Source organism: Roseivirga sp. UBA1976 (assembly GCF_002336325.1).
GTDB classification, from domain to species: domain Bacteria; phylum Bacteroidota; class Bacteroidia; order Cytophagales; family Cyclobacteriaceae; genus Roseivirga; species Roseivirga thermotolerans.
Window position 1 is genome coordinate 1 of record NZ_DDDQ01000110.1, and the last position, 14,236, is coordinate 14,236.

Consider the following 14,236-nt stretch of genomic DNA (forward strand, 5'->3'; position numbering starts at 1 on the left):
ATCTCACCGGACTTACGGCAGGCAACTATACCCTCACTGTTACTGACAACAACGGTTGTAGCTATGTGGAAACCATTGCTATAACCGAGCCCTCTGCCCCCTTAAGTACCACCACTACTGTGGCCGATATTAGCTGTTTTGGGGGTAGCGATGGCAGTATTGAGCTTAATCCGGCAGGAGGTACAGCACCATATACTTATGCCTGGAGCAATGGAGCAAACACCAAAAATATTTCAGGACTTAGCGATGGCAATTATCAGGTAACCATTACTGATGCCAATGGATGTTTTATTCAGGAAACCTACACCATTAACATGCCTCCGGCCCTCCTGGTTAGTGCCAGCCAAACCAATATTTTGTGCCATGGCGATGCTGCAGGTGCAATTGACCTTAGTGTAACAGGGGGTACGGGAACATATAGTTTTACCTGGAGCAACGGAGCGACCACAGAAGATCTCACCGGACTTACGGCAGGCACTTATCAGGTAACCATTACCGATGCCGCAGGCTGTAGCCTAACCCGCTCCTTTACCATTACGCAACCGTTGGCCATCACCGTGACGGAAAACGTTCAAAATGTTTCGTGTTTTGGCCTTAGCGATGGTTTCATAGATCTTTCAGTGACAGGCGGAATAGCCCCCTATACTTACCTGTGGAATACCGGGGCCACTACCCAAGACTTGTTCAACATTTCCGGAGGCAATTACAGTGTTACCATTACCGATGCCAATGGATGTTCTACCATCAGAAACTATTCGATTGCCGAGCCTTCCAGTGCCCTGGCAGTGACTGGGGCAGTAACCGATGAGTCTTGCTTTGGTGACGGGCAGGGGGCGATTGCCCTTACCATAACAGGAGGTACAGCACCCTATACCTACTCATGGAATCACGGGCCGGGAACCAAAGATGTAGCCGGGCTTTCAAGAGGCACTTATCAGGTAACCGTAACAGATAACAATGGCTGTAGCTTGACGACCGACTTTACGGTAGGCGGACCAAACGCACTCCAGTTATCGGCCAGTGCATTGCCTGTGGACTGTAACGGAGCGGCCAATGGGAGTATTGATGTTTCCGTGACCGGAGGAGTTGGCCCATATACCTACAATTGGAGCAATGGCTCAACCGATCAAGACCTTAGTAATCTGGCTCCCGGTACATATTCGTTGACGCTAACCGATGCCAATGGATGCAGTACTTTCGGAAGCTGGTCTATTACGCAACCCCTGGCTCTTTCCATTGGAGAAATAGTTACCGATGTAAGTTGCTTTGGAGCCTCGGACGGAGCCATTGATTTGTCGGTTTCGGGAGGAATTGCTCCATACACCTACTCCTGGTCTCACGGAGCCACTTCCCAAGATGTTACAGGCTTGTCGGGAGGCAACTACTCCGTTACCATAACCGATGCCAACGGTTGTTCAACCGTAAAGAACTATACCATTGCCGAACCGGCCGCTGCTTTAAACATAAATGCCTCCATTACCGATGAACTTTGCTTTGGAGATGGCCAGGGAGCCATTAGCCTTAATGTTAGTGGAGGAACTGCTCCTTACAACTATAGTTGGAATCAAGGATCTACCTCCAAAGATTTAAGTGGCTTGGCTCAAGGTACTTATCAGGTAGTGGTAACTGATAGCAAAGGCTGCACCGTTTCAGGTACATATACTGTAGGCGGTCCCGCAGTTTTGGCGGTAAGCGGTACAACATCGAACATTAGCTGCTATGGAGCGGCCGATGGAGCAATAGACATTGAGGTCAGCGGAGGCACTTTGCCATATACTTTCGCGTGGGGCCATGGCGAAACCTCCGAAGACCTCAGTAATTTAAACCCGGGAAATTACACCGTGCTAATTACGGATGCCAATGGATGTTCAGTAAATAAAACATTCAGTATTTCTCAGCCACTGGCTATGAATATTGGCTTCTCTGCAACCAATGTCACTTGCTTTGGAGCAAGCGATGGAGCCATAGCCCTGAATGTTAGCGGAGGAACCCTTCCTTACACCTACTCATGGTCTAATGGGGCCTCCACGCGCAACCTGAACAACTTGTCAGGAGGCACTTACCAGGTAATTGTAACGGATGCCATGGGATGTACACTGTCTCAGAATGTAACGGTTGGCGAGCCTGCAGCGGCCCTCAGTCTGAGTGCCGTGGTGAGCGATGAACTTTGTTTTGGCGATGGTCAGGGAGCTATAGACCTATCAGTTACGGGAGGAACAGGCCCTTATGTATACAGCTGGAATAACGGATCCTCGACTCAGGATATTGTGGGGCTGGAAAGTGGAGATTATCAGGTAACCGTAACTGACAAAAACGGCTGTATGGTCAGCGCGGTATATACGGTTGGCAGCCCCGATCAACTGGCCATTTCGGCCAGTGTTAGCCCAATTTCATGCAGAGGTGAGGGCGATGGAGCAGTCGATGTGACCGTGAGTGGTGGAGTGGCACCTTATACTTATGCCTGGAACCACGGTGCTACTACAGAAGACATTTCGGGGCTTGCCCCGGGAACCTATCAATTAACCATAACCGATGCCAACGGGTGTACCTCTTCAGCCTCATGGCAGCTTACTGAACCCCTACCGCTCACCATAAATCAGGTAACCTCCCATGTGTCTTGTTTTGGTGCCAACGATGGAGGGGTGAGCTTGAGCGTTTCGGGAGGAACTTTGCCATACAGCTACTCCTGGAACAATGGTGCTACTACCCGAGACATAAGTAATCTGGCCGGGGGCACCTATGAAGTAACAGTTACCGATGCCAGGGGCTGCGAACAACAACTACAGGTGGTGGTACAGGCTCCCTCTGCTGAACTGTCGGCCACGGCCTCCATTACCGATGCATTTTGTAATTCGCAGCCGGGAGGTAGGATTCAATTGGCGGTGTCAGGCGGTACTGCGCCCTATAGCTATGCCTGGTCCAATGGTTCGGCACAGCGCGATGTAAGCGGACTTTTTGCAGGAACGTATTCCGTAACCATAACCGATGCGCGAGGGTGCTCCATTCAGCAAAACTATGAAGTTGAAGACCCTGAGCCTCTCAATTTGTCGTTCGATGTAACCAACTCTTCTTGTTTGGGCGACAATGACGGAGCCATAAGAGTTACCCCAACGGGAGGTACTGCCCCTTATAGTTACGTATGGTCTAACGGAAGCACCAGTAAAGATCTGGTCAATGTGTCCGGAGGAACTTACAATGTAACCCTTACTGATGCCAACGGGTGTTCTATAACCCGAAGTGTGGAAGTGGGCGATTCGGAAAATCTGACGGTGACCGTTCAGAAATTCGATGTGTTATGTAAGGGTGAGGCAACCGGACAAATATTTCTGGATGCCAACGGAGGAAGTGGAAATTATAGCTTCTCCTGGTCTCACGGAGCCACCCAGCCCGATATTACAGGTCTGAAGGCCGGGGTATATGAGGCTACGGTTTCAGACGATGGCGGCTGCTCAACCATGGTCACAGTGGTTATTTCCGAACCGGCCGAAAACCTCTCTGTGCAACTCACAGGCTATAATGATCTACTCTGTTTTGGTGATGAATCGGGGAGTATGCGAGCCCTTGTCAATGGAGGTGTAGCGCCATATACCTACCTGTGGAGCACAGGAGCAAGAACAGCACAAATCAATACACTCAAAGCTGGTGAATATACCGTGACGGTTACCGATGCTAATGGTTGTATTGTTCAGGCCCGTGCCCAAATAGGCCAGCCCGACAAGCCCATCACCATCAAAGCCCAAGGCAAGTTTAACCTAAACTGTAAGGGAGACAATGACGGACGCATAGTAATCGATGTAGAGGGAGGTACCGGCTTGTATAGTTTTATTTGGAGTACGGGAGCCACCACTTCTTCGATAGAAAATCTCAAAGTAGGCGATTATACGGTGAGGGTACGCGATGAGAATGGTTGCGTTCAGGAGCGCGTTTTTAGCATTACGGAACCGGAAGAGCTTTCGCTGGAAGATGCCATTGTAAACGAAAGCCAGTGCTATGACGACAGAAATGGCAGCATTGTACTCAACATTAAAGGAGGAGTGGAGCCTTACTCTTATCAATGGTCTACCGGAGCCACTACCAAGAACCTGTTGGGCATAAGCTCCGGAGATTACACTGTACTGGTTACGGATGCCAATGGCTGTCAGGTGCAGGGCAATTATACCCTGGCCGATCCTGCGCTCTTCCGAATTCAACCGGAGGTTAAGGAAATTAGCTGCTTGGGGGCAAACGATGCGTCCATTTCGCTCAATATTGAAGGCGGTATAGAACCACTAGCCATTCGCTGGAGCACAGGGCATTCTTCCGAAACCATAAGCAACCTTGGGCCCGGTCAGTACAATGTGTTGGTAACCGATGAGAAAGGCTGTACCATTCAACAAACCTTTAACATTATTGAGCCGCTAGCCCTCACGCTGGATGCCTACATTGAAGATGCTACCCGTTGCAACGACCCGCAGAGTGGCAGGGTAAACGTAATTGTTTCAGGTGGCACGGGGCCATACACCTATCACTGGTCCAACGGAGAGCGGAGTTCTGAAATTACCGATGTATTCCCCGGAACCTACGTGGTTACAGTAAAAGACCGTAACGGATGTGAGGCTCAGGGTACTTATACCGTATTGCAGCCGGAGCCTTTGCAAATTGGTTTTAGTACCGAACCATACATCGATTGTCAGAACCGTGTAGCAGGCCTGCTGGTAAAGGCCAAGGTTAAAGGAGGCGTAGGGAATTACCGCTACGAATGGTCTCGTGGTAATAGTACCAACGATGAAGTGCTAATGACCGAACCGGGCAGACTGACCATTGAAGTTTATGATGGCCGGGGCTGTTTCCAGCAAAATGCCATAGATATTGATGTGCCAGAGCTTGGTCTTGCCGACTTTGAATACAAAGCAGAATCTATAGATAAAACGGGCGATCTGGCCGTAAACGATCCGGTAAGCTTCTTCGATCTTTCGGAAGGCGAGGTAATTGATTGGTACTGGGATTTTGGCGATGGCTTCGATTCGGACGAAATAGATCCCATTCATACTTACGATGCGCCAGGCACCTACACCGTAAAACTCACAGTGACCGACCGGACCGGTTGCCAGACAGAAAAAACCACACTGCTAAAGATTACGGAGGGTTACAGAATAATAATTCCTAATGCCTTTACTCCCAATGGAGATGGAAACAACGACTTCTTTAGGCCAAGAATGCTGGGCATGACCAAGGCCCGCCTGATTATCTATAACACATGGGGAGAGGTGATCTTTAGTACCGATGACATTGAAACGAAGGGCTGGGATGGCACCATTAATGGTCGGCAAGCCGAAAATGGAAACTATGTATACAAAATAATAGGGGTGAGTTTTAACGGGCTTCCGGTAGAGCGCGAGGGCATTTTTGCTCTCATTAAATAGTGAGTATATGCAAAGAGTTTTTCTAATTGTATGGATAATTATACTTGGCTGGCCAAAGCCTCAACTGCAGGCACAAGACCCACAGTTTTCTCAGTTCTATGCGTCACCCCTTTATTTAAATCCGGCACTAACTGGTTCCACAGACCGGGGGCGTGTGGGTGTTAACTATCGAAATCAGTGGCCTTCGCTCACCCACTCGTTCACCACTATTTCGGCCTATGCCGACTACTTTTCCAAAGCTGCGGAAAGTGGTATAGGCCTTATTGTTACTGAACATAAAGAAGGCTTTCTCGATTTTAAGTCCACCGAAATTGGAGGCTTATATTCCTACAAAATGCAAGTAGCTTCCGGTCTGGTGCTTCGTACCGGAGTTCAATTGAGCTATTTTCAAAAGAACATCAATTTTGAAGAGTTGGTATTTGGCAACCAAATCGACATTGTAAATGGGCAAGTAGTGGGGCCAAGCGGAGAGGTGTTTGAAAAAGGAGCTAATGTCAACTTCCTTAGTGCATCGGCCGGAGCGTTGCTCTATACCAACCTGGCCTGGCTGGGCTTTTCTACCCACCACATCAATGAGCCCAACCAATCGTTCATCGATCAGGAGAGCCGACTTGCCAGAAAGTACTCCCTTCATGCAGGCTACAAGATTATGTTTGCCAAAGGGAAAAGGCTTCGAACAGTGGCCTATCAGTTTCAGGAGCGATCGGCCACGCTGGCCCTAAACTACAAAAAGCAAGGAGGGTTCAATCAGCTCGACATGGGTGTTCAGCTCTACTTTCAACCCCTTGTGATTGGTGGTTGGTATAGGGGCATTCCTATTCAGAGTGTAAACAAAGTGTTTAAGAACGAATCCATTATTGCTCTTGTGGGGTTGGAGCTTAATAGTAATATGTCTTTTGGCTATAGCTATGACTTCACCGTTTCGCGCCTGGCCGGTTCAACAGGAGGCGCTCATGAATTTTCTCTTACGCTTAACTTTGGCAAAATTGTGAAACGCACCAGAAGAGACACCATTTTGCCTTGCTTCAAATACTAGACAAGATGCTTTAACGAAAGTCTTGTTGCGTAAAGGAGGGGGCTGCCAATTCATAAGCTTAATCGACAGAAGAGTTGCCTCCAGTAAGCACTTTATGCTTATCTTCCATGCGTGAAGATTCTCATTATCCAAACCGGAGGAACAATAGACAAAGACTATCCGAAAACGACTAACGGATATGCTTTTGAAATTGATCAACCGGCCGTCTTGCGCGTATTGGAGCAAGTAGCGCCCGGGTTTGAATATGAGTGCATAGAGCTAATGAAGAAAGACTCTCTGGATATCACAGAAGCCGACCGGAAATTGTTGCGCAAAACGATTATTTCGGCCGAGGCCACAAAAATTCTGATTACCCATGGCTCGGACACCATGCCCGAAACCGCCAGCTTTCTGAACAGTATTCAGGGAAAAACCATTGTCCTTACCGGTGCTTACAGACCAGAGCGATTTGCCAATTCAGATGCCGCATTTAACATTGGCGTGGCTATTGGTTCGCTCAACACCTTAGAGCAAGGCACGTTTATTGCCATGAATGGATTAGTTTTTCCAGCCAACAGAGTGCGGAAGAACTCCGTTACCGGTAAGTTTGAGTACCAGTAGTATTGGTTGATTTGCCGATAAATGCACGGGAGAATAGAATAGAGTGCCCGGGAGCATGTAAGTTTGTAATGATTAACTATTGAAACGATTAATTAAGTATATGAAGAAGTTGATTTTCGCGCTGCTTTTTCTGGCAGCATTTGCACTAAACGCACAAAACACACCACCTAAAAACTGGTTCAATCTAGATCCGGTAAAAGACTCTGTCAATGGTGTGAGTACAGAAAAGGCCCTGGAATATTTAAAGGGGCGAAAGAGTAAAAAAGTATTGGTGGCCGTTATAGACTCGGGCATAGACATTGAACATGAAGACCTGCGCGATGTAGTGTGGACTAATGAAGATGAGATTCCCGGCAATGGTATTGATGATGATAATAACGGTTTTGTAGACGACATTCACGGCTGGAATTTTATTGGAGGAAAAGACGGCCGGAATGTGGGAAAAGATACCTATGAACTTACCCGAGAATATAAAAGACTGAAGGAAAAATACGAGGGCAAATCGGCCGAAGACATAGCCAAATCCCAGAAAGAAGAGTTTGAATACTGGCAAAAGATTAAGGCTGACTTCGAAAAAACCTACAACGAGTCTAACCAACAGGTGCTCATTATGAATAGTGTGAATAGCCAGTTAAAACGCTACAACAAGCTTTTTGAAGCCTATTTGCTCGATGATGAAATAACCTTTGAAGACCTGAGCAAGATTAACTCTACGGACCAGGTGATTTCCAGAGGTAAAGAAGTGCTCTCACAGATTTATGGTATGACCGACAGCTCGCTGTCTGTAGATACGCTTATTTACCTTATAGACCAGGACATTGAACGAGCCAGTGAAGACACCAAATTTGCCTACAGCCTTGACTTTGACCCCCGAGAAATTGTGGGAGACGATCCCACTAAGCTCGATGAAGTTGGCTATGGCAACAATGATGTAATTGGTAAAGGAACCGATAACTTTCATGGCACCCATGTAAGTGGCATAATCGCGGCTGTTCGGGGTAACGGCATTGGTATTGACGGTGTAGCCGACAATGTGGAGATTATGGCCATTAGGGCTGTACCCGATGGAGACGAAAGAGATAAAGATGTGGCCAACGCCATTCGCTATGCCGTAGACAATGGGGCCCAAATTGTGAACATGAGCTTTGGAAAAAGCTACTCTCCTAACTCTGAATATGTATTTGAGGCCATTGAATATGCCGCTAAGAAAGGCGTATTGCTTATTCATGCAGCCGGAAACTCGGCTGAAAATATTGATGAAGCCAATAACTACCCCAACGACAAATTTGGCCGAAGGAAAGACTGGCCCAACTGGATTGAAGTAGGAGCGTCATCATGGGGTTCTGAAAACAATTATGTGGGAGTATTTTCTAACTATGGTAAGAAAACTGTAGACGTTTTTGCTCCTGGTGTAGCCATTTACTCCCTTGCCCCCGGAAACGAATATCAGGATGCTCAGGGCACCAGCATGGCGGCTCCTGTAACCACAGGAGTAGCAGCCCTTCTGCTTTCATACTTCCCTGAGCTTAGCGCAGAACAGGTGAAAGACATACTGATGAAATCGGTTAGAGGCATCGATGTTAAGGTGAATCAGCCCGGCACGGGTGAAGAAGTGAAGTTCTCCAGCCTTTCTGTTTCAGGAGGTATCATCAATGCCTACGAAGCTGTGAAATTGGCAGAATCGATGAAGCTTAAAGGGAAAAAGTAGGGATCAGAAATGAGTTAAACGGGTATCGGCTCCAGAGATTGACTCTACCCAAGCAGAGACTCTCGCATAGAAGTATTATTGAGAGGAGATAAAACGAATAAGGCCCATGTTCAATCATGAGCCTTATTTTTTGTTATTGCTGGCCACAATCGGTGTCCTCACCGATTGATTTATACTGTTCTGAAGCTTCTGAGGTGCCTCCATGATTGGATATCGCTCTTTTCCCAGATCAATCCTCAGCGTCCCGTGCCGGAGACACTGAGGGAGCCGGAATAATCAGCATATCAGGGAGTTTTTCCTGATCACCGTTCTACTTACCTAAAACTCTAGGATAATTCCCCCATTCACAATAAAGCCATCCATAGGAGCCCATACCTCAAGGGCTTCGGGATTCATACTGTTAGAGAGGTTGATGTTCTCAAATCTAGATTGTCTCGTGTCTGAGAAGTTCTCAAAGTTCAGGTAAAGGCTAATGCGCTCAAACTTCCTTAGGGCCATAAAACCTACAATCCAATAATCATCTGTTTGGGAATAGTCGCTTCTGAACTGTTTTCCTGTATAATAGCTTTCCAGCCCAATTCTCCATTTTTCATGCTCCTCATAAACCAGCACAGCACCAATATTATGCTTGGCAGTTAGCGGTTTTTGCAAATCGGCATTGTAACCCAATTCCGTGTCTATGAGTGCATAATTCACAAAGAGCTTAAAGTCTTGATAAGTAAGCTTCAGATTCGTTTCAAGCCCTTTGGAACTTAGGTTGCCATTAGCATTCTGGAATGTGTAAGTGCCCTCAATACTTGGTCCCGAAAGAACCACAGGATTATTCAATTGGGTATAATAGAAAAGTTGGTTTACGCTGAAAGTCCACTCGTTTCCAATGGCCGTTTTGTAGTTGATGTCGAAGTTTCCGCCATACGACTGTTCCGCATCCAGATTATTCAGGTTGAAGGACTCCAGGCCTTGAAAAGAAAGCCTTTCTGTATCTTCCGTGAAAATGCTTGGAAGCTTGTAGCCAAGTCCACCGCCCGCTCTAAAGGTGAGTTTAGGGTGCGCTTTGTACATTAGCGAAAGCCTGGGCAAAGTTTGCAGCCCGTAATTTTTGCTCTGATCCAACCTTAATCCCGTTTCCAGCGACCAAAAATCACTCAGCTGTTTGTTTTGTTGAACAAAGACACCGGCTGTGAACTGACTGTAGCTTCTGTCATTGTTATTTGCATGGCTTTCGTTGAACCGATCGGAATAGATGTTCATACCAACCAGCCAGCTACTTCTTGATTGGCCAAACGAGTACGTTGCCTCGCTAAAAGTGGCAATTTGCTCACCATCAAAGCCATACTGATACTGATGAATGCCCCTGTCGAAATGCAGTAAACTATTTTTAATGGATAGTCTCCTGTTTTCGTCCCAGGTTTTGGTATAACTCAATTGGTAAGACATTCTTCTCGATTCATTCTCTTGCAGATAGTTTTGAGCACTTGGCTCACGATTGTCTACTGCGGTGAGGTTTCCTCCCCAGCGATCTTCAAAGGTACCGTTCAGTGCTAATCTGAACTCATCGGTTTCTGAAGGCTTAAAGAAAAGCGTTGGGTTAAGGGTGATGCTTCTGGTTTCCGGCAGGTCAGAGAAGTTATCGTCATTCGCGTCATATGCCGTTTGTCTATGTGCCGAACCAAAAAGGGTATATGACCATCGGCCATCTTCTGAGGCATGAAAGGCATTCAGTGTGGTTCCGCCAGCAGAAGTCTGATCCATCATAATTTTTGTTAGGGCTTGAGCCTCAGGTCTAATACTCACCAGGTTAACCAAACCGGCAATGGCTCCACCACCATAGAGTGTAGAATTACTCCCTTTAATTACTTCCACCTGACGCAGATCCAGTGGAGGAATTTGCATAATGCTCAGGCCTCCCGAAAACCCACTGTAAAGTGGAAATCCATCTTTCATAAGTTGGGTGTACCTTCCGTCTAATCCCTGAATCCTGAAGTTCTTCCATACCCAAAAACTCTATGCGCGTAGGAATGTCTTCTATGCTTCGGCTGGTACGGGTGGCAGTTACCACCATTTCTTCCATTTCCTCTTCATGGTGCTCCATTAATATGCGTATGGGTTGTTCCCCAGTATAAGGAATAGAGAAACTAAGGGTTTGTGTTTCATAGCCCACAAAGGAAAATCTGAGTTTTATGGTGCCATTGGGCAGGTTTGTCAAAGTGGCCTCACCGTTTATATCGGCAATAGCACCCTTGTTGGGGCCGGCATAAACGGTAGCTCCAATGAGCGGTTCGTTATGGTCGGCATCCAGAATTCTGAACGATAATGAGTTTTGTGCCCAAGACAGTACGCTCGCAAGCATACCGCAAAGGGCTATCAATGCTTTTCTTGTATTCATGAGATAGTTTTAATTGCTTTTTTAAAATGTAAGAATTGAGCAGAGTTACCCTGCACTCCTTTTGAGGGAGTGCAATGAATAGCGTGGCCTCCGCTTTGGTAAATGAGCAATTAAACTTGCGGGGGTTGCCAGATTTCGTTGATAACACCCTTAATGGGCATTACTCCTGGTAATATTTGAGGGGACTGGTTGCGTCTTTCTGCTTTGTCCACACTGTCGGCCAACCGAATGAGAGGTACTTTGCAGCAGGCACAGCAACAGAAGGGAGGGCACTCCTCTTCTTCTCCGTTTTCTATAGGGAAGTCGGTTGCACTGGCCACTACTCCCTCATCAAAGTCAGGAGAAACCAGCACCTCATCGGGGCAGGGAACCAGGCTTAGAACAAGTAGCAGAAAAGAAAAAATGGCAAACAGCCTTTTCATGATTCAAATCTAGGCATCATTTCGGTGCAACAGCATAACAATTGCAAAATTACTCCTGTCGCAATGTCTTTACCGGATTTTTTAAGGCCGAATTCATAACAATTGCGGCTACTAAAACAAAGGAAGTGCACAGGGCCACGGCCAGTCCGGTCAACAGAAGGCCAATGTTCAGTTGGCTTTGATAAATAAAATTTTGGCTCCATCGGTTTATGCCCCAATAGGCCAAAGGAGTTGCAATGAGGCTGGCCAGCAGTATTAGTTTGAATGTACCACTGTACATTATGGTCACTATTTGACCCGACATGGCACCTAGTACTTTCCGTATGCCAATTTCCTTTCTGCGTTGGTCTATGGTAAAACTGGTGAGACCTATTAATCCAATAATGGAAATAGCCGCACAGAGAATGGTCATAAATCCAATAAGCTGGCTTTGAGTTTTGTCGGCCTCGTATTGCTCATTCAGGCGGTCATTAAAAAAACTGTATTCGAAGGGATAATTGGGCAGTTGTTCGTTCCATACCTGTTGAGCAGCAGCCAGTGCTTCGCCTGCATTGTTCTGGTTGAATCGCACAATGAGATGCTGCCCGGGGTTGGGGTTAAAAACAAAGACCAGCGGCTCAATAGGGTTGTGCAACGAGAAGTGATTAAAGTCGCGTACCACGCCTATTACATGGCCTGGTTGTTCCTGATGAAAGAAGCCCATTTTTTTACCCAATGGTTCTTGCCAACCAATGGCCTTGGCAGCAGTTTGGTTAATGACAAACTTAGCGTTGCCCCGTGTTTCGTTTGGCGAGAAAAACTCACCTTCAGCCAAAGGAATTCCCAGAGTTTCCAGGTAGTCTGCGCCACCGTGCAGGTACTTAAATTCTATCTGTTTCATTTCTCCATCCATTTCGGCTTTAAACACAATCTGGCCAATGTTGGTACCGGGTAAAAAATCAGAGGAGGTTACCTTTTCAATTACCGGAAAAGTTTCAAGCGCATTTTTCATGGAGGTGTACTTGCTCTGGGTTACCGAGTCGGCAGTGGTAATGAGTAATATTTGGTCTTTCTCAAAACCCATGTCTTTGTTTTGTAAAAAGGCAATCTGATCTTTCATGAGTAAGGTAGAGAGTAGCACTCCTATTGAAATTACAAATTGGAATAGCACCAGTCCCTGCCTCATTAGCTGGCCTTTTTTGCCGGAAGACCAGGTGCCTTTAAGCGCGCTAACCGGTTTTATGGCGGATAGGTAAAAGGCTGGGTAGAGGCCTGCTACAAGGCCCGTGACGGCCACTACCAATAAGGTGCCTGCCAGCAGGGAAGGATTATTGAACAGGTTGAAGTTGAAGTTTACCCCCAACCACGATTGGAGCGGAGAGTGCTCTATGAGCAACCAAACAAGTAGCAGTGAGAGCAAATAGGCAGAAAATGCCTGCACCAGCGATTCTACCAGCAGGGAGGTTCTCAAACGAGTAGCATGAGTTCCCAATACTTTGCGAATACCAATTTCTTTGGCTCTTAGGCCTGCTCTGGCCGTAGAAAGGTTGATGTAATTAATGCAGGCTAAGAGTAAAATGGCTAACCCTACCATGGAAAACACCAATAGGTTGGCGGGGTTGCCTTTGGCAAAATCATCGTCTATTGTCTCTGCATCATAATGAATATCGGCCAGTGCTTGCAGCCGCAGCCTATGTTTGCCGTTGATCTGATTGCCGAAAGGCATGTAGTACTTTTCGTTAAAGGGGCCAAACTTGCTTAGAATATCTTCTTTGGTGGTGCCTTCTTGCAGCAACAGATAGGTTATGCACTCCGCATTCCAAAGGGCCTCAGAATTGAAAGTACCGTTTTGCATGGCGAATTCTCTGGAGCGCACCCCGGAAATCAGCACATCGAATGCAAAGTGAGTGTTTTTGGGAAGGTTGGCATAAACTCCTGTTATGTTCAGTTTTTGGCCATCGATAGTTATGGTTCGGTTTAGACCCATATCGTTGCCAAACAGCTTGTCGTTAACGGTTTTAGAAATAACCACGCTGCCCGGGTTTTTTAAGGCTGTTTTGGCATGGCCAGCCAGTAATTTCAGGTCGAACACATCAAATACAGAGGGATCGGTATAGTACATGCGTTCTTGCCGAAAAACCTGGTTATTGTGCTGAATCTCTCCTCTTCCAACAAAGCCAAATCGAGAAAAATTTTCTATTCCCGGGAGTTCTTCCATCATTTTCTCCGGTAGTTCGGGAGCCGAAAAGGCGGTATTGAATTCAACCCCGGGCGCGGAGAGCACATGACTTACGCGGTATACTCTTTGGTGATGAGTAAAATGCTGATCGTAGGTTAGTTCATGGCTAAGAAACAGGAGCAACCAAATGCTGGCCGAAAGACCAAAAGTGAGGCCCACAATGTTTAAAAAGCTAAACAGACGATTTTTCCAGAGTACACGCAGAGCAAACTTAAGCATAACAATTTTTTAACTAACACTTTCGTTCAAGGTGACAAGATAAATCTACTTTTGCAATGAAAAGCCCCATTACTCTGGCCTTTGTCTATACTGAGTCTATAGCAATTGGTTAAAGAAGGTTAAAATGGAACACTCAGATTTACTTTTTGCGTTAATAAGCATCGAAGAAGTAGGGTATGCAGAGGCGATTTGGTATGATAATTGGATAAGAAATTGAAAGTAAAAATCGAGAGCTAGTCAGTAGT

Annotated in this window: 8 protein-coding genes; 4 read left to right on the forward strand and 4 right to left on the reverse strand. The window is 46.5% G+C overall.

Annotated elements, in window-relative coordinates; translation table 11 throughout:
• The 4 genes from B3763_RS11000 to B3763_RS11015 all read left to right on the forward strand — a co-directional run.
• The coding region (locus B3763_RS11000) for a PKD domain-containing protein (protein WP_286746459.1) at positions 1–5,402 on the forward strand (5,402 nt) is incomplete at its 5' end.
• 7 nt (positions 5,403–5,409) lie between these two features.
• Positions 5,410–6,438, forward strand: a complete 1,029-nt coding sequence (locus tag B3763_RS11005) for a PorP/SprF family type IX secretion system membrane protein (RefSeq protein WP_286746461.1) — start codon at positions 5,410–5,412, stop codon at positions 6,436–6,438.
• Positions 6,439–6,549: 111 nt separating this feature from the next.
• Positions 6,550–7,038, forward strand: a complete 489-nt coding sequence (locus B3763_RS11010; protein WP_286746464.1) for an asparaginase domain-containing protein — start codon at positions 6,550–6,552, stop codon at positions 7,036–7,038.
• Positions 7,039–7,138: 100 nt separating this feature from the next.
• A complete protein-coding gene (locus tag B3763_RS11015; protein WP_286746471.1) occupies positions 7,139–8,746 on the forward strand; it encodes a S8 family peptidase in 1,608 nt (535 codons plus the stop codon).
• 318 nt (positions 8,747–9,064) lie between these two features.
• Here B3763_RS11015 and B3763_RS11020 read toward each other — a convergent pair whose 3' ends face one another.
• The 4 genes from B3763_RS11020 to B3763_RS11035 all read right to left on the reverse strand — a co-directional run bounded on the left by B3763_RS11020 (position 9,065) and on the right by B3763_RS11035 (position 13,991).
• Positions 9,065–10,690, reverse strand: a complete 1,626-nt coding sequence (locus B3763_RS11020) for a TonB-dependent receptor plug domain-containing protein (RefSeq protein ID WP_286746473.1) — start codon at positions 10,688–10,690, stop codon at positions 9,065–9,067.
• Positions 10,596–11,132, reverse strand: a complete 537-nt coding sequence (locus tag B3763_RS11025; RefSeq protein ID WP_286746475.1) for a carboxypeptidase-like regulatory domain-containing protein — start codon at positions 11,130–11,132, stop codon at positions 10,596–10,598. Before B3763_RS11025 ends, B3763_RS11020 begins: the two co-directional genes overlap by 95 nt.
• A 110-nt stretch (positions 11,133–11,242) precedes the next feature.
• Positions 11,243–11,554, reverse strand: a complete 312-nt coding sequence (locus tag B3763_RS11030) for a DUF6660 family protein (protein WP_189628895.1) — start codon at positions 11,552–11,554, stop codon at positions 11,243–11,245.
• A gap of 49 nt (positions 11,555–11,603) precedes the next feature.
• Positions 11,604–13,991: an ABC transporter permease gene (locus B3763_RS11035; RefSeq protein WP_286746477.1), complete on the reverse strand. Its 2,388-nt coding sequence runs from the start codon at positions 13,989–13,991 to the stop codon at positions 11,604–11,606.
• Between the last annotated feature and the right edge of the window lie 245 nt (positions 13,992–14,236).